The 24,275-nt window shown below is 42.1% G+C and carries 27 protein-coding genes and 2 other annotated features; of the genes, 7 read left to right on the plus strand and 20 right to left on the minus strand.

What is annotated here, in order from left to right; genetic code table 11:
• Positions 1–168: 168 nt before the first annotated feature.
• Positions 169–1,260 carry an AI-2E family transporter gene (locus tag AC0VXY_RS12275; protein ID WP_435990474.1) on the plus strand — a complete coding sequence of 364 codons (1,092 nt, stop codon included), beginning with the start codon at positions 169–171 and terminating at the stop codon, positions 1,258–1,260.
• 58 nt (positions 1,261–1,318) lie between these two features.
• Here the strand turns inward: AC0VXY_RS12275 and AC0VXY_RS12280 are convergent, their stop codons facing one another.
• From AC0VXY_RS12280 to AC0VXY_RS12290, 3 genes are all read right to left on the minus strand, one after another.
• The gene (locus AC0VXY_RS12280; RefSeq protein ID WP_475525412.1) at positions 1,319–1,756 is read right to left on the minus strand and encodes a GNAT family N-acetyltransferase; all 438 of its coding nucleotides are present in this window, start codon (positions 1,754–1,756) and stop codon (positions 1,319–1,321) included.
• A 119-nt stretch (positions 1,757–1,875) separates the two neighbouring features.
• Entirely contained in the window at positions 1,876–2,145 is a 270-nt protein-coding gene (locus tag AC0VXY_RS12285) for a hypothetical protein (protein WP_475525413.1), read from the minus strand.
• A gap of 79 nt (positions 2,146–2,224) precedes the next feature.
• Positions 2,225–2,929, minus strand: a complete 705-nt coding sequence (locus tag AC0VXY_RS12290) for a Type 1 glutamine amidotransferase-like domain-containing protein (protein WP_475525414.1) — start codon at positions 2,927–2,929, stop codon at positions 2,225–2,227.
• A gap of 113 nt (positions 2,930–3,042) precedes the next feature.
• Here AC0VXY_RS12290 and AC0VXY_RS12295 point away from each other — a divergent pair, with 113 nt between their 5' ends.
• Positions 3,043–3,177 (plus strand): hypothetical protein, encoded by a 135-nt coding sequence (locus tag AC0VXY_RS12295; protein WP_435990470.1) that lies wholly within the window; start codon positions 3,043–3,045, stop codon positions 3,175–3,177.
• A gap of 166 nt (positions 3,178–3,343) precedes the next feature.
• On the opposite strand, the gene AC0VXY_RS12300 is transcribed toward AC0VXY_RS12295, so the two are convergent.
• The 4 genes from AC0VXY_RS12300 to AC0VXY_RS12315 form a co-directional block, all read right to left on the minus strand.
• Positions 3,344–3,502, minus strand: coding sequence for a hypothetical protein (locus tag AC0VXY_RS12300; protein WP_156029999.1), 159 nt, complete (start codon positions 3,500–3,502; stop codon positions 3,344–3,346).
• Between the two features lie 145 nt (positions 3,503–3,647).
• Positions 3,648–5,168 carry an MDR family MFS transporter gene (locus AC0VXY_RS12305; RefSeq protein ID WP_435994493.1) on the minus strand — a complete coding sequence of 507 codons (1,521 nt, stop codon included), beginning with the start codon at positions 5,166–5,168 and terminating at the stop codon, positions 3,648–3,650.
• A gap of 141 nt (positions 5,169–5,309) precedes the next feature.
• Complete coding sequence (gene cspD, locus AC0VXY_RS12310; RefSeq protein WP_032088076.1) at positions 5,310–5,507, minus strand: cold-shock protein CspD; 198 nt, start codon at positions 5,505–5,507, stop codon at positions 5,310–5,312.
• A 190-nt stretch (positions 5,508–5,697) separates the two neighbouring features.
• Positions 5,698–6,252, minus strand: coding sequence for a DinB family protein (locus tag AC0VXY_RS12315; protein ID WP_475525415.1), 555 nt, complete (start codon positions 6,250–6,252; stop codon positions 5,698–5,700).
• 166 nt (positions 6,253–6,418) lie between these two features.
• On the opposite strand from AC0VXY_RS12315, the gene AC0VXY_RS12320 reads away from it, so the two are divergent.
• On the plus strand, positions 6,419–6,670 hold the full coding sequence (locus AC0VXY_RS12320; RefSeq protein ID WP_397550298.1) for a DUF2164 domain-containing protein: 252 nt from the start codon (positions 6,419–6,421) through the stop codon (positions 6,668–6,670).
• Between the two features lie 41 nt (positions 6,671–6,711).
• On the opposite strand, the gene AC0VXY_RS12325 is transcribed toward AC0VXY_RS12320, so the two are convergent.
• The gene (locus tag AC0VXY_RS12325) at positions 6,712–7,161 is read right to left on the minus strand and encodes a hypothetical protein (RefSeq protein WP_475525416.1); all 450 of its coding nucleotides are present in this window, start codon (positions 7,159–7,161) and stop codon (positions 6,712–6,714) included.
• Positions 7,162–7,850: 689 nt separating this feature from the next.
• Positions 7,851–8,468 carry an NUDIX hydrolase gene (locus AC0VXY_RS12330; RefSeq protein WP_475525417.1) on the minus strand — a complete coding sequence of 206 codons (618 nt, stop codon included), beginning with the start codon at positions 8,466–8,468 and terminating at the stop codon, positions 7,851–7,853.
• Positions 8,469–8,664: 196 nt separating this feature from the next.
• Here AC0VXY_RS12330 and AC0VXY_RS12335 point away from each other — a divergent pair, with 196 nt between their 5' ends.
• Positions 8,665–9,279 carry a PH domain-containing protein gene (locus AC0VXY_RS12335; protein WP_435990466.1) on the plus strand — a complete coding sequence of 205 codons (615 nt, stop codon included), beginning with the start codon at positions 8,665–8,667 and terminating at the stop codon, positions 9,277–9,279.
• Between the two features lie 38 nt (positions 9,280–9,317).
• On the opposite strand, the gene AC0VXY_RS12340 is transcribed toward AC0VXY_RS12335, so the two are convergent.
• The gene (locus tag AC0VXY_RS12340) at positions 9,318–10,301 is read right to left on the minus strand and encodes a cation diffusion facilitator family transporter (protein ID WP_475525418.1); all 984 of its coding nucleotides are present in this window, start codon (positions 10,299–10,301) and stop codon (positions 9,318–9,320) included.
• 157 nt (positions 10,302–10,458) lie between these two features.
• Here AC0VXY_RS12340 and AC0VXY_RS12345 point away from each other — a divergent pair, with 157 nt between their 5' ends.
• A complete protein-coding gene (locus tag AC0VXY_RS12345) occupies positions 10,459–11,520 on the plus strand; it encodes a DUF3900 domain-containing protein (protein ID WP_475525419.1) in 1,062 nt (353 codons plus the stop codon).
• A 726-nt stretch (positions 11,521–12,246) separates the two neighbouring features.
• Entirely contained in the window at positions 12,247–13,071 is an 825-nt protein-coding gene (locus AC0VXY_RS12350; RefSeq protein WP_475525420.1) for a GNAT family N-acetyltransferase, read from the plus strand.
• A 710-nt stretch (positions 13,072–13,781) separates the two neighbouring features.
• Here AC0VXY_RS12350 and AC0VXY_RS12355 read toward each other — a convergent pair.
• A complete protein-coding gene (locus AC0VXY_RS12355; RefSeq protein WP_475525421.1) occupies positions 13,782–14,270 on the minus strand; it encodes a metallophosphoesterase family protein in 489 nt (162 codons plus the stop codon).
• 193 nt (positions 14,271–14,463) lie between these two features.
• Between AC0VXY_RS12355 and AC0VXY_RS12360 the strand changes: the two genes are divergently transcribed.
• Positions 14,464–15,060: a class I SAM-dependent DNA methyltransferase gene (locus AC0VXY_RS12360; protein ID WP_475525422.1), complete on the plus strand. Its 597-nt coding sequence runs from the start codon at positions 14,464–14,466 to the stop codon at positions 15,058–15,060.
• 56 nt (positions 15,061–15,116) lie between these two features.
• Here the strand turns inward: AC0VXY_RS12360 and trpA are convergent, their stop codons facing one another.
• The 9 genes from trpA to AC0VXY_RS12405 form a co-directional block, all read right to left on the minus strand.
• Positions 15,117–15,908 (minus strand): tryptophan synthase subunit alpha, encoded by a 792-nt coding sequence (trpA, locus tag AC0VXY_RS12365; RefSeq protein ID WP_475525423.1) that lies wholly within the window; start codon positions 15,906–15,908, stop codon positions 15,117–15,119.
• A complete protein-coding gene (gene trpB, locus AC0VXY_RS12370; protein ID WP_475525424.1) occupies positions 15,901–17,103 on the minus strand; it encodes a tryptophan synthase subunit beta in 1,203 nt (400 codons plus the stop codon). Before trpB ends, trpA begins: the two co-directional genes overlap by 8 nt.
• Positions 17,104–17,131: 28 nt before the next feature.
• On the minus strand, positions 17,132–17,743 hold the full coding sequence (locus AC0VXY_RS12375; RefSeq protein WP_435990458.1) for a phosphoribosylanthranilate isomerase: 612 nt from the start codon (positions 17,741–17,743) through the stop codon (positions 17,132–17,134).
• Complete coding sequence (trpC, locus tag AC0VXY_RS12380) at positions 17,740–18,528, minus strand: indole-3-glycerol phosphate synthase TrpC (RefSeq protein ID WP_475525425.1); 789 nt, start codon at positions 18,526–18,528, stop codon at positions 17,740–17,742. Before trpC ends, AC0VXY_RS12375 begins: the two co-directional genes overlap by 4 nt.
• The gene (gene trpD / locus AC0VXY_RS12385; RefSeq protein ID WP_435990456.1) at positions 18,529–19,554 is read right to left on the minus strand and encodes an anthranilate phosphoribosyltransferase; all 1,026 of its coding nucleotides are present in this window, start codon (positions 19,552–19,554) and stop codon (positions 18,529–18,531) included.
• Complete coding sequence (locus AC0VXY_RS12390; protein ID WP_435990455.1) at positions 19,526–20,137, minus strand: anthranilate synthase component II; 612 nt, start codon at positions 20,135–20,137, stop codon at positions 19,526–19,528. The genes trpD and AC0VXY_RS12390 overlap by 29 nt, the downstream gene beginning before the upstream one ends.
• Positions 20,134–21,531 carry an anthranilate synthase component I gene (trpE, locus tag AC0VXY_RS12395; protein ID WP_475525426.1) on the minus strand — a complete coding sequence of 466 codons (1,398 nt, stop codon included), beginning with the start codon at positions 21,529–21,531 and terminating at the stop codon, positions 20,134–20,136. Before trpE ends, AC0VXY_RS12390 begins: the two co-directional genes overlap by 4 nt.
• Before the next feature lie 74 nt (positions 21,532–21,605).
• Positions 21,606–21,850, minus strand: a binding site (T-box leader).
• 51 nt (positions 21,851–21,901) lie between these two features.
• Positions 21,902–22,148: a binding site (T-box leader), on the minus strand.
• A 123-nt stretch (positions 22,149–22,271) separates the two neighbouring features.
• Positions 22,272–23,714, minus strand: coding sequence for a sodium/pantothenate symporter (gene panF, locus AC0VXY_RS12400; protein ID WP_475525427.1), 1,443 nt, complete (start codon positions 23,712–23,714; stop codon positions 22,272–22,274).
• Entirely contained in the window at positions 23,707–23,982 is a 276-nt protein-coding gene (locus AC0VXY_RS12405) for a YhdT family protein (RefSeq protein ID WP_435990452.1), read from the minus strand. The genes panF and AC0VXY_RS12405 overlap by 8 nt, the downstream gene beginning before the upstream one ends.
• Between the last annotated feature and the right edge of the window lie 293 nt (positions 23,983–24,275).

Genomic DNA, 24,275 nt, shown 5'->3' on the forward strand with positions numbered 1-24,275 from the left:
GATGGTGCCATTATGCATTTTTATAGGCAGTGCTATGATGGATTCATTGTGCCTTATATGCTCTTCCTCAAAAATAATTCTCGGTTAACTCAGATATTAGTAGGGATTCCCCTCCCATTTTTGATATACTTAATCAGATAAACTAGTCGATAAGCAGAGGTGAACAGGTTGACCAAGAAAAAAATGTATTCGTGGAGCTTACAAATACTTATCATTCTTACCATTATTTATGTATCAACAAAGATTTCCTTTCTATTTGAACCCATTGTCGTTTTTGCATCTACTCTATTTTTCCCGATCATCATTTCAGGGTTTCTATATTTTTTACTGAATCCCTTAGTCAATCTTCTGGTGAAAGCAAGGCTGCCGAGGACGATTGCCATCATCGTACTTTATGCTGCGATCATCGGGGCGTTGGTGTTGATCATCGGGAATATCGCACCTGTCATTACCAATCAGGTGACTGCGTTATTCAACGCCCTGCCTGAGTATGCAAAGCAAACAAGGAACTTCATTGAATACTTGTCTGAAACAGAGCAGTTTAAATGGATGATGAATCAGGATTATGTATCCCTGAAAGATATCGAGAATCAGCTCGTGGATTTCGCCAATACCTTGCCTGATAATATCACTACTGCCTTGAAGGGATTATTGAGTGTGTTGACAAGCATCACCATTCTCATTGTGACCGTACCTTTTCTGCTATTCTTCATGTTTAAGGACGGTCATAAATTCCCGAAGGCCATTTCGAAATTTTTGCCGCCTGCATACCGTGAGGAAGGAATCAACACATTGAAGGATACGAGTGAAACACTTGCCGCGTACATACAGGGGCAATTGACAGTCGCTTCATTTGTCGGGACACTTACCTTCATCGGTTATCTGATCATTGGGTTGCCTTATGCACTTGTGATGGCACTGATAGGAGCCGTCACAAACATCATCCCGTTTATCGGACCGTTCATCGGCGCAGCACCGGCCATCATCGTCGCGTTGTTTGACTCACCGACAAAGGCGATACTTGTCGTAGTGGTGGTCACGATTGCACAGCAAATTGAAGGGAATCTTCTTTCCCCCCTCATTTTAGGTAAACGATTGGATACCCACCCTGCGACGATCATCATATTATTACTTGTTGCAGGTAACTTAGCTGGAATACTCGGTATGATCTTAGCCGTACCCACCTACGCAGTATCGAAAACGATTGTATTGAATTTAGTGAAGTTCATAAAACTGAGAAGATCTTCCATACAGGAGTGAACGCTGGAGACAACCGGGCCATTGCCCGGTTGTTTTTTAGTAGAAGGTTATACCGTTCTTACATTTTTTTGAACATAATCACATGAGGACCTATAGGTTCTATTTCAAAAATACCACCTGACTGTGTCAGTCCCAATTTTGTATAGTATGGGGCAGCTGAAGTCCTGGCATTACACCACCATAAATCGCAGCCTTCGCTTGTAAGGATACCTTCACTGTATTGAATGAGCTGTTTTCCAATTCCCTTTGATCTATAATCAGGAAGAGTCGCCATACCCCTTAAACGATAAGGCAGCCCCCCTTCCAATCCCTCATGCGCTTTTTGATAGAAGGACCCTATACAGATCAGCTTATCCCCATCCAGTGCACCGATGTGGAAGGTGGATTCATCCATATCTCCTTCATACTTGCATTCTTCCATTGTTTGTGTGGGTCGTAAAATTTGTTGTCTTATCGAATACGTATCTGCAGCTGGAATTTTTCGAAACTGAACCATTGTTTCACTCCCCTTCATTATTTACATCCATGATTTATTTTATCATAGCATTCATTCTGAGTTCTGAATCAAATAAAAAGAAGCAATCTCTCATACAGGAGATTGCTTCTGTCAATGCCTCATTTCTTTTTAAATAATTTATTGGATGCACCTTTTACGGCTTTACTTGCTGTATCAACAGTTTTCCCGACCACCTTATTTCCTGTGTTGCTTACGTTTTTCACAAAGTCTGCCGATGTATCCGTCACTTTCCCCACCAACCCACCTTCACCGCTCACACTCTTGATGATCCCATTTGCTGTATCTGCTGTTTTGTTCAGGAGTTCACTTGCCTGCTTCGATGTGTTCTTTACTAAATCACCGGCCATGTTGCGTTTATCCTCATTCATGATGATTCTCCTCCCTGAAAAAAAGACTCATCACTATCCCTATGAAAAGGGTCACCGGATTATGCAGTTTTCTTAGCAATCACATCGAATTTCCCAAATAGTTCGTCGGGATTCTGTATTCTTCAATCACGCCATCTTTTTTCTCTACCCGGTAGGCTGATGCATGTGGTCTTGAACTCACGACTTTGGCAAGTCCTCTTTCAATAAAATGCAAAGCTGTTCCATCATCAGCCGCAAAGCCTGTCTTCAATTCCCCACTCTCAATAAAAGAATGATACAGGGGACGACGGTTTACTTCTCCGTCATAATGAGGGGAGTGACTGCCTTCTATCAGACCCAGTCCCTTAATGGTCTCTAGTCCATCTCCGTATGAATCGGTGGTTCCTTCTTCGAACCAGCAAATCGAGCCTGCACTCAATCCTGCGAGAATGGTTCCTGATTTCCACGCCTTCCTTAGAATCGCGTCAATCCCCCACTCTTTCCATAAGGCAAGCATGCTCTTCGTATTGCCCCCTCCTACATAAATAATGTCTTTTTCAAGCAGGAACCCTTCTAAATCCCTGGTAGAGGGCTTGAATAAAGATAGATGAGAAGGTTCACTCGAAAGGGATGTAAAAGCTTTGTAAAAACGTTCGATATAACCTTCTGCATCCCCGCTGGCTGTCGGAAGGAAACACACCTTTGGCTGGGATGCCCTTGACTGATTTATTATGTACTGATCCAATAACAGGTTATCAGGTTCCATTGAGAAACCTCCACCACCCATTGCAATAATTTGTTTCATGTACGTTCCCCACTCTCTATTTGGTATCTCTATTTTACCAAGAATTTTAAAAAAGTAATATTTTGAGTATTTTTTTTTCATATCCGGGCAAATTAATGTAGAGGGAGGTGATCATGATGACGAACAATAACAACAACAAGCAACAGCAACAAAAAAATGAAGCAGAATTTGCTCAAGAGCAAAACGCTGCTGAAAGAGCGAAAAAAGCTGCTAAACAACAAAACCAACAAAACCAACAAAATAAATAATCTAACATAGTAATAAATACCGATACTTAAAAGGAGACCAGTCAGCGACTGGTCTCTTTCATTATGTATGGATACATTTAATAATAATTATTGCCATTAAAAAGCCTCCCCGAAATCTCCGGGAAGGTTCATCATTCGTTCTATTCATGGAGCAAAAAGTGATTTGCTACCTTTTATGTGCACCGCTCTTTTTGAACGGTTTGTATGCGACCAATACGGCAATTACAGCTGAAGCTCCATTTATCATGGTTCCGATCACTGGAGAACCCTTATAACCGGTACCATCGTACATATAGGTGATAATCAGACCTGTAATAATACTCAATAAGAGACTTATCCCCAGGAATACCCCTATAAAAATAAAAAATTTCTTAGCATTTTTCCACAAACTAAACACTCCAATGCACAGGTTCATTCCCTATCTGTACCCGATATGTAAAAATTTGAACAGGTAAGAATGGGCATTTTTTCTATTCCTTCATTTTCTCAGAAGACAAATCAGTTGAAACCTCAAGTCTTGATTTTCCCATAAGGAACACAAACACTAATGCAATCCCAAGAGGGATCAATGCATAGGCAAAAGTGGTTGTAATGGAATCAGACATAGCGTTAGTGATTTTAGTAAGAACAAAATTCGGAATCTTTTCACGCATTTCAGGTTCAAAAATACTCCTTGGATCACCCTGGAAGCCCCCTCCTTCTTCATGTCTCTTGAAGGCATTTTCAAGATTAGAGGCAAAGAGTTTTGTTTGCAGCGTTCCATAGACGGTTATCCCGATGGTCATCCCCAGTGAACGGAAAAAGGCGTTCGTCGAGTTGGCAGACCCTCTAAAACGCGGATCAAGCTTATGGATCGTTGCATTAGGCAGTAATGAAAATGAAAAACCTACACCAAAACCACTTATGATCATATAGAGCGTCAACAACCATCTATTCGTATCTGGCCCCATCGTCGCGAGTAACACCATGCCTGCGATAAAGGAAATGATGGAAACCCACATGATATTACGATAACTTGTTTTCGTCATCCGGATGCCTGCCACGGCACTGCCTGCTACAGAACCGAGCATCAATGGAGTCAAAATCAATCCGGCGTTAGTTGCAGATCCACCATATACAGCTTGAACAAAGATCGGGATCAATATGGTCAAGATAATGAACGCAGCCCCATACAGAAAAGCGAGGGCCTGCGCTGACGCAAACAATGGACTTTTGAACATCCAAAATGAAATAATCGGTTCAGATGCTTTTCGTTCGATCCATAAGAAACTGATAAAGAAGATAAAGAAGGATGCAAACAATCCAATGATTTGCCACGATGCCCAAGGGAACTCCTTTCCGCCGAATTCCAGGGCAAACATGAGACTGACAACCGCTATAACAAGAGTTATCGCCCCTCCCCAATCAATTCGCTGATCTGATCGTTGTGGGGATTCTTTATAAGCCGTTGTAATAAAGAAGAGCGATAGGAGACCAATTGGTACATTGACGTAGAAGATCCAATGCCAACTTAAGTGATCCGTTAAAAATGCCCCAATCAATGGCCCGAATACTGAAGCGGATCCAAATACTGCACCCAGTAGTCCTGTCATCTTTCCTCGATTTTCAGGTGGGAATAAATCAAACACAATGGTAAAGGCGATTGGCAGCAAAGCTCCACCACCGATTCCTTGGATGGCCCGGAATATACTTAACTGAACGATATCCTGTGCTATTCCACACAGTGCAGAACCAATTAAGAAAATGGAGAGACCGAATATGTAAAATCTCTTTCTACCATACATGTCAGACAGCTTACCAAAAATCGGCATCCCGGCCATGACTGCTACCATGTATGCGCTTGTGACCCATACAAACTTGTCCAGTCCACCAAGATCTGAAACGATGGATCCCAATGCCGTTGCTACGATGGTGTTATCCATGGCTGACATGAGTATCCCTAACAATAAGCCGGCAAGTGCCAGTTTCATATTACTTTCTTTTGCCACCAACACGATCATCCTCCATAAACAATGTTATAACATCTATTTCATTATAGAACTTTTTACCTGATTGTCCACATCGACTCTTATATAGAGCAAAAAAGCAGGGTACGTCAGCTGACGTACCCTGCTTGAAATTATACGGTTGAATTACTTTTGAACGTTTGCCGCTTGTGGTCCACGAGCGCCTTCAACGATTTCAAATGTAACGTCTTGACCTTCTTCTAATGATTTGTATCCTTCACCTTGGATAGCGGAGAAGTGAACAAAAACATCGTCTTGACCTTCAACTTCGATGAAACCGAAACCTTTTTCAGCGTTAAACCATTTAACTTTACCTTGTAACATAAAACATGTACCTCCTAGTGCAGTTGCACGTAAAAATATTTATATTCCTGCTCTGATTAATAAAATTCAAGACGAATGTTTTTCATTCATGTATATTAATCTTGAACAAAAATAATTATCTTTACTATAACAGATTCCCCTTCAAAACTCAAGGCAGGAATGGGTCTAATTGTAAAAAACATAGTCTAACCTACTCTAATACAGTGGGTTGATTTTCTTTTGCATATAACTTTTTGATCATTCTTATTTGACCCCTATGATTGATTTCATCTTCAAAAACATGAAACCATTTAAAGAAATTATTACCTTTTTCCCCGTACCACCATTCTGTTTCTTCATATAGCCATTCTTCGTCCAATTTTTTAAATTGATCGATAGTATGCTTTCTTGTGAGTTGAAGGTTTTCCAGGTAGTACTCCACAGAATTTCCTTTTATATTCTCGGCTGCCTTGCTCCCTAAACTTAATGCCGGTTCCAATTCCGTCGCATATGCTTCTATTTCATCATCAGTCAATTGTTCAAATGTCAATGCCTGATAAATCTTTTCTACAGCGTCAAAATGAGCAAGCAACATCCCAATGGAATTCGCTTCATCATGACAACGGTAATCAAGCATTTCAACCGGCAAATTTTCCACTTCTTGAATGGAGGTCAATCTGGCATAGTCCATCATGGAAAGAAGGAGCGAAAAGTCCTTTTTCATCCCGTTTTTTTCTTTGATTAAATAGATTGAGTTCATTTCCATTATAAGTCCCCCTCATGGTCTTCTCTTACTATATTGGCTACTGTCTGGAAATTCCCTTTATTTTTAGAAAAGAATCCACAATTCCTTGACCGATGAATTTCTTTATACCTCTCCCTGGCAGGACCTCTTATGTTAGGATGGAAGAAACAAAACTGGAGGGGTACTCATGATGTTTACAAAGATACCTAAAGAACAAAAGGATGAAATGATTGGGAGGATACAGAGCTTTTACTATGAACAAACAGGGGATGAAATCGGGGATTTAGGAGCTGAAAATTGGTTTGACTTCTTCATGAAAGAAATCGGTCCCTTCTTATATAATAAAGGAGTGATGGATTCCAAAGACGTATTGATGGATAAAATGCTTCTACTTGAAGACGATCTTTATGCATTAAAAAGACCAGTGAATCCTAAATAAGCCGTCATACATAGAAAAGGAGCAGGGTTGATTTAACGACCCTACTCCTTTTTAATCTCATGAAGAACCTTATCATCAATGCGGCCATTGTCATTTACGATTTCGATGGTGACAGATTTTTTATCTTCGTTTTTAATTTCGCGTATGATCTTATCGATCTCTTCAATCTTTTTTATTTCTACTGTTTTTTCTACTTTATACTCTTTAGAAGCCTCTCCCTCTTTACGGCTCTTCAGTTCTTCATCCGTATAGATCAAGTCGGTTCCCAGTGCATTTTTGATCGTTTTGCCCTGCAGGAAAAAACGGGCAAGAAAAGGAGTATCCGGTTCTAAATCTTCATCCGTTAATACTCCGGAAAATGTAAGTGTTTCAGCTTCTTCATTTACCGTTACACTACCATTGACGACCATGTCGGCTGCATTCCGATTGCATCCGCTTAAAAGGATAGTAAAAAATAGACCAGCGATCATGACTGTAAGTAACGCTTTCACTAGTTGTCCCCCTTATATGTATGTGCACTATATATCTTACCAAAAGACCAATAAAATACGCCAGAAACATTTTATTGGTCTTTTGGTAAGAAGCATTTTAAAAAATGGGACGATTGAAAGATTAGAATGATCCGGGTTGGAAGGATTATTTTGGGGATCACAAGTTCACTGGGTAAGGGCATATTTCCAGAAAAAGAATAGGAAGGTGGCTGGATCAACGGCCTCCATGTAATTTCCATCATCACATGGGGTGGGATTGCTTTACGTCACTCTTCATTTGCAAACCTTACATTCCTGATTTGATCGTACCACCATTGTAAGTGGACCTAAGACAAGAAGCTGTGGCATGTACAAATCGGTTATATTATCCGAATACTACTTTTTGAGATGCTTATTACATACGGCCTTCAAAATAAACAATTTTTCCTGTACGCTTAACATCCTCCAGCATTTAGCACGAATGATCATAATGATTCCCCTCTCCTTTTTCTATCGTCTTTCTGTTACTTCTCTTTACCTCCTCCTAACCATTTACAAACCATTCAATTTGCTACATATTGACATACAAAAATACTTTCTCCGACAGATTGCCCTATCGAAAAAAGTATGAAAACGAAACGTATGTCAATCTGTACAGGTAAATGTAGAATTTCTTTTGATCTTTTTTTGTTTTACATGACTATAAAGTACTATGATATAAGTTTTATAAAGTGATGGAGGACGCGGGCGGTGAGGCCCCAGATGACTTTGTCTTGATAGTAGTAGAAATGCTCTTTCATGTTTCTTGCCTGCCAGTCGTAGTTTTCCCCACCTGGAATTTGTTTGTATGGGAAGCTCTCCTCCGGTTCCATTTTAAATTTGATATTATACAATTCCGGTTCTTTTTCACGCATGTAAGAGAGCGGGGTTGTAAAAATCTCTTCCACCTCTGCAGAATTCGGGCGGAGCTCTTCCAATGATATATTCAGCTTCCCTACAAAAGGGTAGATGATTGTCCCAAATGGGGAGACGATATAATCGAGAGGATAAATATCCGAGATGGAATGTTCTTGTATGCCCAATTCCTCTGACGTCTCCCTTAAAGCAGCTGCCCTTTCATCAGAGTCACTCCGGTCGATCTTCCCACCCGGAAAGCAGATTTCCCCCGGTTGTCTCCGCATATTCAATGAACGGACTTCAAAGAGAACATGAATCTCACCTTTCACTTCGATTAAAGGAAGTAGAATAGCATATTCAGAAAATGTTTCACTTCCTAACACTTTAGGCGTTCTATCTTTGAAACGCATCAGCAGATCGTCCATATCCATTCTATTCCCCCCCTTTACGATAATCTATTCTATGATTTTCTTTATTATAGTATGAACGGAATGCATCACCCAAACCATAAGCTTTAAATTAGAATCTTCCAGTAATTCCCTTACCTTCTATTAATCTATGATATACTAATGAAGTCTTATCTCATGGTAAGAAAGAAAACAATCAAAATCGAAAGGATTTGAAAGCATGTTTGGAAAAGTTGCTTCAGACGTATTAGGTTTAAGTGATATCGGCACAGTCATAAAGCCCCAGGATTATGATAAAGCCGATTCAGATGATTACATTATGCATGAAGATGGAGAGAAGATTTACTTCCTAATCAAATCCAAGTCCGATGAATACTGCTTTACAAACAAAGCTCTCATTCACCTTGATGGGACGAGTGCAGCAAGCAAGAAACGGGTGCTCCGCCGCTTGGATTATTACAAGTATCACCTTTCGAATGTCCTACTTGAAACGGCGGGAACAGTAGATCTGGATGTCGAAATCAAGTTTAAGATCGGTTCGGAAATCTACTCCATCGATGTTCATAAAAAACATTTAGCAGAAGTGAAAGATCTATATAAGTCCCTTATAAAAATTGGTGAAATCACTACTGACAATAGTATTTATTCCGGTTTTGCCAATGAAAGCCTCCAACTTGCCTCCTCAACATTGGGACAAGTAAAGACAGATGGCGTAAATGTTGTTGAGCAGTTTAAAGAGGTCAATCAATATGCCTTCAATTGGCTGTCGGACAAGAAGAAAGAATTAACCCTTAAAGATTTTGGGTTTGTGTTTGAAAAATTCATTCAAAATTAATCTACATCATCCGGCTGAAATCATCAGCCGGATGATCACTATGGAATTTCGGGTATATCAGTCCCTTTCCACTCCTGAATACCATTGTCTTCTATGATTCCTAATGTAACATCAGCTATATCGGGATCCGCTATTAATTGATCCTGTATGGCAAACTTAATATCATCCGCTTCTGATAGGGGTAACCCCTTTTTCAATTCAAGATATGATTCAACGTGGTAATAACGACCCTCCTGTGTGATCCTCATCTTAAAGATATCGATGACTGCCTCATGTTCAAAGATGGCAGAAGCAATCCGGTCCTCTACTTCCTTTGGTGCAGCAACCCCTATCAGACCAACCATATTGTCATACCCGACCCTGAAGGCAACCCCCACCATCAGGAATCCGATCATTATGGTCACAATCCCATCCAATAGTTGAAACGGAGAGAAATAAGATACAAGAACCGCTGTCAAAGCAAGAATGGCACCGGATACAGCCACTAAATCTTCATAAAACACAAGTCTTGTTGGGGGCGCTGCCCGTTTTACATGCTTGAACGCACCGGTCACAATCCCAGCACCCCTGCTCTCCACGCGGGCTTCCTGACTGATTTCCTTCATCACTTTAAAGAGGATCGTTCCATCAATGAGGATGTTCAAGAGTAACACGGATACATTTATCCATATCCCTTTGACTTCAGCGGGATGTTTGAGTAGATGAAACCCCTCACGAATCGTTTCATAAGCCATGACCGAAACAACGATGACCGCAATCATGCAAAACAGATTGATGACACGCCCAAAACCTGTCGGGAACTTTTCTGTCGGCTTCTTCTCTGAAAGAACACTGCCAATAAACACAAACCCTTGATTGACAGTATCGGCTAACGAGTGCATGGCAGAGGCAAACATTGCCCCACTTCCACTGATAAAGAATGCCGCCCCCTTTGCGATTGCAAGGATGCCATTCCCCACCATCGCAAAGAACGAAGATTTATTTCCTTTTTTCACTAATGTGAAAAGTGATTCATTACTCACCAAGCTCACCACCTTACGTTTTATCAAGCTAATAAATAGTATCTCTCAATACTCCCCTTTCATAAGTCAATTGACGAACCTTTTGTGCTTTTCTATACTGTAACAATGAATGTGAAATTAAAAGAAATCGAATCTAATCAGGTCAGGAGAACAAATCATGGATTTTACCATACAGCATCTTTCATTTTATTTAATCCAGGTAGAAGGAAAAGGCGAAGAAGCAGATAAACGACATAAGCACTTTCAAACCTTGACCGGGGGTGAGTATGAGGAAAGCCCCCTCAAAAGCTTTCTGGACGGTGAACTGACGAAGATCGTCAAGCGAAAGGTGGACAGACACTCCAAGTCAGAGTCCGCTCCCACTAAAATTGGCCGCTTTGTTGTAGAACCAGGTCATGAGCTTACATCGAATCCAAACTACAATTTATTTCATCGAACCCGTTATGCTGAAAGTAAAGAAGATTTTCGTGAAGCATGTGATCAAATTGTTCAAATGTACATAGAAGCGAGTGCTATTCGAGGTGGGGCATTTCTAGTAGCCACCGCAAAACTCACCAAATTTTTTGATGATCCCTTTTTATTCATAATGAAATGTGATTTCGAACCAAAGGTCGCCACCATTACGGATGAAGCAACCCTGATTCATAATGTAGAAATGGCGATCACGACGAAAAACATGAAATCCATCCAATATCCCTATATGCCTGAAGAAGGAATGATGGATTCTGCGGAAATCAAAATTCATCAAGCATCACACGCCAGATACTTTGAAGATTTCCTGAAATGGGTGGAATATGAAAAGTCCATGCCCGAAATCGTGAAATCCCAAGTGTACGGAATGGTAAAAGAACATATTTCAGAAACATATGCTGAAGAAAGTGACGAACGGGTGGAATTTGAAGAAGCCGTAGAAGAATGGGCCATCAGCCCAAAGCGAGAACTGCAGGAACGATTCACGACGGAACAGGTGGTGGAAGCCACTTCACAAATTATCGAGCAATCCCCTGAAGTGGAACTGAAAGTGAAGCTTGACCATGTTTCGGTAAAAGCCCTTCTTTCAGATTTTGGAGACAGCATTCACTTGGCGAAAGTGAACGGTCGATATGTCCTGATGATTGAAAGCGAGTCCGTCATGTTTGAAAAAGGATTTTCCCCACTTGAATTCCTTAAGCCTGATGAACTTCATGAAGTGATTCAGCGTATACAGGATAAGGAATGATATGGAGAGACTGGGACATATCTAAATCCTTCTTCTCTAAAGACGAACAATCAAAAAATTATGTAGAATCACTTATTACACCGCTTTTGATTTTCCCGTAGGAGTCTTCGTCTTGCACTACAATCAAAAGCTAGATCCTGCTCTTTACAGTGTATAAACTTTAGAAAAATTTTAACAGTCCCGTTTTACCATGGTTGTTATTCATACAAAGACTTATAGTTTTCGGTTGTTCGATCATTCCGAGCATATGAGTCTTTCACATCAGGTAAGAAAGAGAATTTGTATAAGTAACGGTAATTGATCATTGGTACTAATAGAATCAGAGTTGGTGTATGCAATTGGGGACTCTACCATGGAATAGTGAAACACTTACGCTTGCAAAGTTGATTGGAGTGGAAGTTGCTCGACTCCTGCGGGAAACGCTGGACAGGTGAGACCCCGCAGGGCTTTTGCCCGAGGAGGCTCACCGCCAGCCCCGCGGAAAGCGAGCAACTGGAGCGGAAATCAACCACTACTCACTACATACAAAACCAACAGTATTTACGTAAACAGCTAAATAATAAATCCGAACGATTTCGAATAATCGTTCGGATTTTCTTTTAACTAAACTCATTGGTCCCAACCTCTTTTTTCAATGAAAGATCAAAATTCTCTTGTATAAATAATGCTCATAAAATAAAATCAAGTAAGAAAATTCTTTCTCTTTTGGGAAAAGGGGGATAATGAATGCTTACTTCTAAACAACTTCAAGATATAAAAGATCTTCAGAATGTCTGCGAGAATTTTGAAGAGATAAACTTAAAATTAAACTGGGAAATGCTAAAAAAAAGAAAGCACGATCAAGATGATTTCCTTCTTTATAACGAGGATCGTCTGATCGGATTTTTAGGAATTTACGGATTTGGCGATTCGTACGAAATATGTGGGATGATCCATCCTGATTTTCGTCGTCAGCACCTGTTTCAAGAACTGTTTCAAAAAGCACTCCAATCTTTAAAACCCCGGACGGTCAATAAGCTCTTACTCAATATTCCGGGATCATCGACGTCTGGTAAAGGGTTTATATCGCATACTGGTGCTGCGTATGATTTCACTGAGTATGAAATGAAATGGAATAAGAAAGAGTTAGTCATCGACCATTCTGTCGGTATAAAAACGGCGGATGCACATGATATTGATACCATCATCGACCTGGATGAAACCTGTTTCGGGGTTGTCAGAAGTGATGCTGAATCCTATACCAAGAGGCTATTCGAAGAGTCCAGGGAAGGAAATCTTATGATCATCCAAGATGAAAAAGTGGTTGGTAAGATAAGGGTTCAACGTGCGAACAAAAAAAGTTTTATTTATGGGTTTGCCGTCTTCCCATCTTTTCAAGGAAAGGGAATCGGAAGAAAAGCATTGTCACAGGTCGTGATGCAGGAATCCAAGTGGACCGATGATATTTACCTGGATGTGGCTGCGACGAACAGCAAGGCTCTGAATCTATATGAATCAAGCGGATTTCAAACCTTCTATAGTCAAGAGTATTATCAATATCCCATTAAATAATGAAGAAAGAAGCTATGACATAACTAAATCTATTTCCTCTAAAGACGAACAACAATAAATTAGTTAGAATCACTTGTGACACCGCTTTTGATTTCCATGCAAGACTTCGCTTTCCTCGGGCGGAAGGCAAGCCTCCTCGTCGCTGTCGCTCCTGCGGGGTCTTACCTATTCCGCTTTTCCCGTAGGAGTCTTCGTCTTGCACTCCAATCAAAAGCTAGATCCTGCTATTTACACTGAATATGCTTTAGCAATAGGCCAGTTTCACCAAGGTAGTTATTCATACACAGACTATTGTTTTCCATTGTTCGATCATTAGGGGTGTAGCTTAACAGAATGGGTTATTTACACCATGTAAGAAAGAATATTTGTATTACTAACAGGAAGCTGTCACTGCAACTAATAGAAAAAGGGTTGTTGTATAATGGTGGACACTACAATGTTATAGTGAAACACTACACTTGGAAAGTTGATTGGAGCGGAAGGTGCTCGACTCCTGCGGGAAACGCTGGACAGGTGAGACCCCGGAGGGCAAAGCCCGAGGAGGCTCACCGCCACCCCCGCGGAAAGCGGGCACCTGGAGCGGAAATCAACTCACTACTCACTATATCCAACAGCCACAGTATACACGTAAACAACCAACGATAAATCCGAACGATTTAGAATGATCGTCCGGATTTTCTTTTAGTAAACACTTTTGTCCCAGCCCTTTTTTATTTATAAAATATATGCTCGATCTTCCAGGTGTCTTCGATTGTCAATACACCGTGGGAATAATATGGTAGCTTCCGTTTATCCGTGGGAGAGCCTGGGTTGAATAAAAGGACTCCTTTCATAAAGCGGGAATAGGGTATGTGGGAGTGACCGAAGATGATTACATCCACATCAACATCGTCAAAGGCTTCCAGAGCCCTTTTTTCAGTTGTTTTCCCCTTTCCGTCCCCGTGCACAATGCCGATCTTCAGGCCTTTCTTCTCAATGATCATTCTTTTTGGAAGCAGGGATTGAAGTTCTACATTATCAACATTTCCACTAACAGCAATCAGTTCCCCGTACCTCTTAAATGCCTCAAACACATCGAGGGTCTGAAAATCACCCCCATGTATGATGAGGTCACTATCCGTTAGGTCTTTTTGAAGAGGGTCAGGCAAGCTTCTTCCTTTCCTAGGCATATGGGTGTCGGATACAATGACAATCTTCATTTCATCCTCCTTTGCTCTCTGATAAGGGCTTTCACTATGTACTCAACTCCTCAACGCAAATTAGATTTGATTATATTATGCCACTTTTCCAAAGAATCGCAACATTTCAGTAAAGGTTTTACTTCAAAGGTTTCGTGGAAAATCGAAAAATAGAACGTTCATTTTAAAATAAAGGAAATGAGGTGATGCCCTGTTGTTTACGCTACAGAAACAATTTAAACGCCCGAAAGGAATCCTGGGCTGGTTTGTGGGGAAAGTAATGGAGTTTGACAATCGGAAGATCAACAACTGGTCCATCAAACAACTGTCCATCGAAAATGGCGATCGCGTTCTTGAAATCGGATATGGGCCGGGATATTGTATTAAGCGCATTTCCACTCGATTCCCTGATACCTTTGTGGACGGGGTCGATCTTTCAGAAACAATGAAAGGAGCGGCTGAAAACAAGAATCAGAAAGCTATAGAGAAAGGCAGGGTTCGCCTGTTTGTTCAGGATATCAGTCAATTCGACTTAAACGATGCTCAATACGATCGAATCTTTTCCGTTAATAATTACCCATTATGGAATGATCAGAAGCAGGCACTCAGCCATTTATACAAGATGCTTAAAACCGGTGGCACCCTCCTCATTACCGTTCAGCCCCGGGGAGATGAAGAGCGGGACAGCAAGACTCGACGCTATGGTGAAGAAATTTCACAGGCTCTACAGGAAACCGGCTTTAAAAATATATCTCTATCCTATAAAGATGTAAGTCCTGCACTGACTGTCTCCATAAAAGGTGTAAAATAATTCATCATGTTAAGGAAACAGCCGACCCTATAAGGATCGGCTGTTTCTGTATGAATTCACGAGTGAAATGCTCCTGTCTTTGATGCTCCGATTAACTCCCTGATTTCATCAAATGAGTCTTTTTGAATAAGGTCTATAATTTTACTTCCGACCACTACCCCATCACAGCTTTCACTCATGCTGCGGACATGATCGGGGCTCGATATCCCAAATCCCGCCAGAACCGGCACCGGACTGTTGCTCTTAAGCTTGTTTAAATGACGGGATATATTCTCGGCAAACCCGTCTCTTGTTCCGGTGATTCCATTAATCGTGACGGCATAGAGGAACCCTTCTGTCACAGAGGCTAATTCCTTCACTCTTTCCAAAGGGCTGGTGAGGGTTGCCAATTGGATGATGGCTATTTCTTTTTCCTTCGAAGGCTGCTTAACCAAATCGTAATGCTCCAGTGGCAGATCAGGAATGATCACTCCATCCACACCAGCTTCTTTACAATCGTCGAAGAAGCGTTCTACACCATATTTGTAAATCGGATTGATATACGTCATAAATATCAGGGGAATTCCAACTTCTTTTCTTCCTTGAGTCAATACATCGAAAACGTCTCGAAGTGTGGTCCCCTTCTCCAATGCTCTTTTACCAGCTTCTTGAATCGTCGGTCCATCGGCAACGGGATCAGAGAACGGAATCCCAACTTCAATGGCCGTCGCACCACCTTCTTCAAGTTTCTTTAAAGTTGTTATCAATGTGTCTATGCCACCATCTCCCGCCATTATATAGGGAATGAACAGCTTATTCCCCCGCTTTAATTCAGCTTCAAGTTTGCTTTCCAGAAATAATTTACCCATGCTGACTACCTCCCAATAACTCTTTTACTTGTTCAACATCTTTATCTCCTCTCCCGGATAGACATATGACGATTGATTGATCCTTTGTCATGCCTTTTGCCAATTTCACTGCATAGGCAACGGCATGGGAGCTTTCGAGTGCAGGAATGATTCCTTCCGTCTGTGATAATTGTTTAAATGCTTCCAGCGCTTCGCTGTCAGATATAGATGCATAACGGACTCTGTCAATCTCTTTTAAATAGCTGTGCTCAGGTCCTACACCAGGGTAGTCAAGACCTGCAGAAATGGAATGGGCTTCCTGAACCTGCCCTTCTTCATTCTGAAGGAGATACATCATGCTTCCATGAAGGATTCCCACTGAGCCTTTCGTTAAAGTGGCAGCATGCTTCTCTGTTTCAATACCACTTCCGGCTGCCTCGACACCGTATAAGTCCACTTCTTTGTCTTCAATAAACGGGTGGAACATTCCGATGGCATTGCTTCCTCCTCCGACACATGCCACAATGGCATTTGGAAGACATTTTTCTTTCTCAAAAAATTGTTTCTTCGTTTCTTTTCCAATGATACTTTGGAAGTCCCGGACCATCTTCGGAAATGGGTGTGGACCTAAAACGGACCCCATTATATAGTGAGTGTCTTCAACATTGGCAACCCAGTAACGGAGCGCTTCATTCACGGCATCCTTCAATGTGGCACTTCCCTGGGTGACGCTGATTACCTTTGCTCCGAGCAACTCCATCCTGAATACATTCAGCTTCTGCCTTCGGATATCTTCCGCACCCATGAAAATGACACAATCAAGGTTTAATAGGGCACATACGGTGGCGGTTGCTACCCCATGTTGACCTGCTCCTGTTTCTGCTACGACTTTTCTTTTCCCCATTCGTTCAGCAAGGAGTGCCTGCCCGATCGTGTTGTTGATTTTATGGGCACCTGTGTGATTCAGATCTTCCCGCTTCAGATAGATTTTGGCTCCCCCTATCTGCCTGGTGAGGTTTTCTGCAAAGTAGAGAGGATTCTCCCTTCCTACATAGTCCTTTAAGTAACTTTCGAGCCTTTCTTGAAAACGTACATCATTGATTGCTTCATCGTAAGCGGCCTCGAGTTCCTGAACGGCTTTCATCAATGACTCAGGAACGAACCTTCCTCCGAATTGACCGAATAGGCCTTTATGATCTGGTTGTGCATATAACATTCTTCTTCCTCCATTCACTGTTTTCATTTTATACAAGCACCGACTTTGCTTCCCTTATAAATGCCTCCATCTTTAACCGGTCCTTCTCTCCATCCGTCTCAACCCCACTCGAGACATCCACCATATAGGGACGGACCTTTGTGATGGCTTCCCTGACATTGTCCGGATTTAATCCCCCTGCAAGAATCAGCTGCTGATGAATGTTGATGGAATGTGCATAATCCCAATTGAATGTGGTGCCATTGCCACCACGATGGGGTCCCTTTCCGCTATCCAACAAAACCATCTCTCCCGGAAATTCCTCGATACCTTCTATATCATTTCTTTCCTTCACCGAGATCGCCTTGATAAAAGGAATATTGAGAGTTTCACAGAATTCCACTGATTCATCCCCGTGGAGCTGAACATAATCGAGCTGCACAAGATGAAAGATCTCTTCCAGTCTTTCTTTTGATTCATTTACAAACACACCGATCTTCAATAGATCTGGAGGAAGAGATTTGCTGATCTGTGCGGCTTTCTCAACATCGACTTTCCTTTCACTCTCGGCAAACACAAACCCTATGGCATCAGCTCCCGCATTTAATGCCCACTCAGCTTCTACCTGTCTTCTGATGCCGCACACTTTGACTTTCGTCATTTCATCTCACCTTTTTCAACCTTGAGAGCGGAGAGGGTAGCTGCGGGATCTTTACTCCTCATTAACGTTTCCCCGACGAGGACCCCTTGTGCCCCTGCATCTTTCACTCTCCTTGAATCCGCCTCATCCCTGATCCCACTTTCACTTATGAGCACGACTTCCCTGCCCTTCACCATCGATGCCAGAGTTTCAGTAATGTGAAGACCCACTTCAAAGGTTTTCAGGTTACGATTATTCACTCCGATTATAGTAGCACCAAGTTCCAGAGCTTTCATCATTTCCTCCTCATTATGAACTTCTACAAGAGCCTCCAGTCCTAGACTTGAGGCATAAGAAAATAACTCTCTCAACCTGAAGGAATCCAAGGCGGCCACAATTAACAGAATCACATTCGCCCCTGCATCCCTTGCACGATCGATCTGGATTTCATCGATGATAAAGTCCTTACACAGAATCGGGATCGATACGGCTCTTCTAACATTTGCAAGATCCTCCATCCTCCCTTTGAAAAATGGTGTATCCGTCAGAACAGAAATGGCGCATGCTCCAGCTTCTGCATAGATAGCGGCTTGTGTCACCGGATCCACTTCGGTTCGAATATCTCCTTTAGATGGAGAAGCCCGTTTGATTTCTGCTATCACCTGTAGGGACGAAGCAGATTTAAGAGTTTCGTATAACGAATTGTTGTGGGTGCCTTGATACTGAAAGGTAGTATATCCGGATTGTTTTAACTCCTTCACTTCTTCTTTCTTCTTTTCAATGATGGTTTCTAAAATGGTTGTCATTCAAATCACCTGCTTTCTTCGTTGTCGGCTATAGTGTATAAGGGATGATAGCGCTTCATTTGCCCGTCCGCTTCCTATACTTTCCCTAGCCAGCTTTACACCTTCTGCGAAGGTCGAAGCTTTACCATGGGCGACTAAAGCGATTCCTGCGTTGAATAGGACCGTATCCGTATAGGCTCCTTCTTTTCCTTGTAGAACGTCCTGTAAGATGCGGGCATTGTCCCTTGCATCTCCTCCCTTTATCTCTTCAAGAGTATAAGATGGGAGCCCGACCTCGTCCCCAGATAATGTAAAAGAGCTGATTTCACCATTCTCCAAAAGGACAAGATGATTTTCACCTGCAAGTGACGCTTCGTCCATATAGTCCGCCCCATTCAGGACGATTGCCCGCTTTCTTCCCAATTCATGTAAAACATTTGCCATCGTTTCAAGCCTATCTCTTCTGTACACCCCGACCAGCTGTGTTTGCAATTGAACAGGATTCGTTAATGGACCAATCAGATTAAAGATGGTCGGGATTTTCAATTCTTTCCGGACCTTCATGATTTTTTTCAGTCCCGAATGGATATGGGGGGCATAGAGGAATGCGATATTGGTTTCATTCAGGAGATTTTCCACTTCATCTGCCCCGAAATCCAATGAGATGCCCAGATGTTCTAATACATCTGCACTACCCGTCTTGCTTGATATGCTCCTATTTCCGTGCTTTGCGACTTTGACGCCGGCTCCTGCCAATACGAATGCGCTTGTTGTACTGATATTAAAGCTCTGAGATCCATCCCCACCTGTCCCGCAGTTATCCAATACACCCTTTACTGTGCTGGTTACGGGCAATGCTTTCTCTCGAAGCACTTCAACCAGGGCTGTCATTTCCCCCACCGTTTCCCCCTTCATTTTCAAAAGGGTCAAGAAACATGCTATTTGACTCTCGGTCGTGTCTTCCTTGAATAATTCCTGAACGGCTCCTCTCATCTCATCTCGTTCTAATGAATGACCATCAGACAGCTTTTGTAGATAGCTTTTCACGGTTATTCCCCTTTCTCATCTCGTCTAAAAAGTTTTGAATGATTTTCTTTCCTGTTTTCGTCCCGATGGACTCTGGATGGAATTGAACCCCAAACAAAGGAAATCTCATATGCTTGATGGCCATGATTTCCCCGTCATCCATGGAAAGGGCAACCGTCTCCAGTGGTTCTGGCAGAGTCCCTTTTTTGATGACCAGTGAATGGTACCTCATCACTTCCAACGGTTGTTGCAAATATTCAAATATCCCTTCACCACTATGTTTGATAAGTGAGGTCTTTCCATGCATGACCTTTTCTGCTACTTCAATGGTTGCCCCAAAGGCTGCACCGATTGCCTGATGACCGAGACAAACACCGAGAATCGGCACACTAGCGTGAAGATTCTGTATAATCGAGGTGCAAATACCCGCGTTTTCAGGCTTCCCGGGTCCAGGGGAAAGGATGATCCCTGAAGGATTCAGTTTTTTTATTTCTTCCAACGAAATCGTATCATTCCGTCTGACCACTACCCTTTCACCAAGTTCTTCAATATATTGATATAGGTTATAGGTAAACGAATCATAGTTATCAATGAGTAGAATCATCCCGTCACCTCCAATAATGATTTCGCTTTATTCAGCGTTTCTTCATACTCACATTCCGGATCTGAATCATACACGATGCCTGCCCCTGCTTGAACATTGGCAACGCCATCTTTGACGACCATTGTGCGGATCGCCAGGGCAAAGTCCAGATTGCCGTTAACCCCGATATATCCGACCGCACCAGAGTATACTCCACGTTTCGTCGTTTCAAGTTCATTGATGATCTGCATTGCCCTGATCTTCGGTGCCCCGCTCACTGTTCCTGCAGGTAAACAGCCTGTTAATGCTTCAAGGGGGGGCATATCTTCCTTCAATTTACCCTTCACCTCTGAAACGATGTGCATCACATATTTGTACCTCTCAATGGTTAAGTATTTGGTTAACCGGATGGATCCGATCTCACAAATTCTTCCCAGGTCATTCCTGCCTAAGTCTACAAGCATTCGATGCTCAGCCATTTCCTTTTCATCCGCCAGCAGCTCCCTCTCAAGCTTTCCATCTTCTTCAGCTGTATTCCCCCTGCGCCTTGTACCGGCAATGGGATTGGTTGTGATCTGACTGCCCTGTACCTTCAGCATGCTTTCTGGAGATGCCCCCAATACGACGTACTCTTCAAAGTCGATGAAGAACATATATGGTGACGGATTTGATTGCCTTAAGCCTCTATAGAATGTAAAAGGATCTCCGGAAAAGGATGCCTGCAGTCTTTGAGAAAGCACCACTTGAAAGATTTCTCCTTCCTGTATCGACTGTTTCGCTCTTTCCACTCTCTCCATGTATTCATCTTTTGACGTTCGGGCATGAAAGGAAAGACGGTCCAGTTTTTCTTTGTTTGTGTCCAAATACACATTTGTCAGCTCGTCTTCGGTTTCTTTCACTTTCTCCTGAAGATCCACATCCATTTCTTCTGTCCATTCATTCATGACGATGATGTATACTTTATGCTCAAGATGATCGAAGACGATGACCTTTTCGTAGAACATTAGATGAATGTCCGGCATCTTCAATTCGTCATCGGGGGTGATTCCGATTTCCTCGTAATGCCTGATCACATCATACCCAAAATATCCAATCCCCCCACCTGTGAAAGGAAAGGGTGCTTCTTCTAAATGATAGTGGGGAATAAGGGTTTGAATCATCTCAATGGGGTCCCCTATTCGCTCCTCTAATTGATCGGTAGACGTTTTTATAATCTGTACGGTATTTCCATATGCCTTACATTCCAAGAACGGATCGCTACCCACAAAAGAGTAGCGTCCGGATTGTTCATGTTTCAGCGAACTCTCCAATAAAAATTTCTTTTTCCCCTTTAAGGATTGGAAGAGTGATATAGGTGTGTACATATCACCATTCAATTCTTTCACGACATAGTTCAAATCTTGATGCTTCATCATTAATAATCCTCCAATTCGCTTTTATCTCTTAAAAAGCCCATAAAAAAAGTCCCCTATGAACAGAAAATCTGCTCATAGAGGACGATGCTGACCGCGGTGCCACCTCTATTGGGATATAACATACATCCCCTCTTGATTCAAGTACGGGGTTGATCACCCGATACTCTATCCTTTTAACGGTGGAAATCCGTATGACCCTACTTCCTTCAGATCATCTCTCATAAGTCCATTCCAGACAAGCTATCATGCTAAGGTCTCACTGTCCTTAACTCCCTGTTATGCATCACTTGAATGTACTCCTCTTATTCAACGATTTATCATTATGAAATTATAAAAAAAGGGCATCCCTATCCTAATCCTTTTTTAAAAAAGAAAGGACGGGATACCCGTGGTGCCACCTTTGTTGACTGCTATTACAGTCCACTCAATCGTATCGGAGCAGAATGCTCTAATACGCGTCTTTTGTAACGATAAGACATTCGCCAAAGCCTACTCCCGTAAGGTTTCGGTTTGGAAGCTCGGAAGTCCATTCCCTAAGACCGATCACACTGGTTCACACCAACCACCAGCTCTCTGCAGTGTCGATTATAGGTACTCCTCTTCGTCAAAGCCATTCGCTCATTTAATTAATTGTTTATTATACTAATCGCTTTTTCTCACGATGTCAACCATTTAATAAATATTCTATTCCATCTTGTGCTAATTGGTTCAAACAATGGTTATCATCATGGAATCACAGATTAATTAAACCCATCCATCCGGTGTTTCGATTGAGTAATCAGGGAAACCAATACATACATGAAGAAGGAGATGATAATTGGAAAGATGACCGTATTCATATCCAGATAGTTCGGTGCAAAGCTATGAAATAAAATATATGCCATCAGTCCTGAAACCATGGAAGCAAGCGCACCAGCACTATTCCCCTTTTTCCAGTACAGCCCGAGTACGATTGGCCATATAAAGACTGCTTCAAGGCCACCGAAAGAAAATAAATTAAGCCAGATAATCAATTCAGGCGGGCTTAATGCCATCAGGAAAACCAGTATACCTGTTATACTCGTCACCCAAAAGCTGATCGTCTTGATCTGTTTCTCTTTTGCATCCTTATTGATGAAATTCATATAAACATCTTTAACGATAGCTGATGATACAATCAACAGCAACGAATCCACCGTCGACATGATGGCTGCCATAGGAGCCGCCAGTACAATCCCCGCAAGCCACGGGGGGAGTACCTCCAAAGCAAGGAGAGGCATGACTTTGTCCGCCACTTCGATCCCCGGCAGGACCACTCTTGCAAGAACACCGATGAGATGCATCCCAAGCATGATCGAACCTACGACAATCGTGCCGATAATTAGAGCCCTGTGCAGGGAACGGGAATTTTTATAGCTCATGGCCCTTACGGCTACTTGGGGAAGTCCAACGACTCCCACTCCAACCAAGATCCAGAAGGACGAAATGTATCTTGCGCTCAGTTCACCGTTCGGCCCATGAGGACTTAGTAAATTAGGATTTTCAGCCTGCAATTCCATCATAATCTTTTCCATGCCACCACCTGCCATGATGGTAGCAACTAGGAGGATCAAGGTCCCTCCAAGCATGACAACTCCCTGGATCGCATCTGTGATGGCAACCGCGCGGAAACCGCCGATCGTAACATAAACCAGGACGGATATGGCAAACAGGAACAGAGCGGCTTGGTAGCTTAATCCCGTTAATGATTCAATTAAACGTGCCCCTCCTACCCACTGGGCAATCATTGCTGAGAATAAAAACAAGATGATACTGATGGCCGACAGGACCGTTATCTTATTGCTTCTGTATCGTCCCTGTAAATAATCGATCAATGTAACGGCTTTATACTTCCTTGACATGATGGCAAACTTTTTACCGAGTATAAGAAGTACAAAATATCCTGTCACAACCTGGCTCATGGCAAGCAGCACCCACGATAACCCATATGTATAAGCAGCACCCGGACCACCGATGAAGCTGCTGGCACTACCGTATGTAGCGATCATCGTCATCGCGAGGATAAATCCTCCGAGTTGTCGGCTCCCGAGGAAATATTCCTGTACAAAGGAATCTGATCTGCTAACGGTTCTAGCCGTATAAATCCCCACTAAAAAAATCAAAATCAAAAAGGCAAATAAGGGAATCATAGCCATACTATTCATGATCATCCTCCTCGTCGCCAAAAGGAATATCAGTCAGAAGGTATTTCACGACAACAATCACTAAAAACACCATAAGAAGAAAACCCATGATACAGCTATAGAAGAACCATGCCGGCATCCCAAAGATCCAATCGTAATCTGATACAGGCTGCCCACCGAGTCCAAAAGCAAATCCATACCACCATAAAAAATTTATCAGAACGAGTGCAACACCAATTAATGCTTCGTGGCTGGCGATCCGAAACCGTCTATCATTTTTATGATTCACTTCCTTTTATCCCTCCCCGTAAATAAACATCCTTTAACAATTTACGACATGATGATATGAAATGCAAGAAAAAGACAGGCCTGAAGCATCCGCTTCAGGCCTGTCTTTACGATCTAATAAAAGGGGGTTATCATGAACCATTCTCTCTATCTGAAAGAGGGGGAACTCTTTTGTTTAATGAGAATGATTTTCAATATCATTGTAAACTCTCAAAAAACAAAAGTCAATACAAAAGTTTACGTCCCTAAAGGAAAATTCTGGTGAACAATAATATGAATTGTGGTAAAATTCTA

Source organism: Rossellomorea sp. QJM3NY_18 (assembly GCF_056173145.1).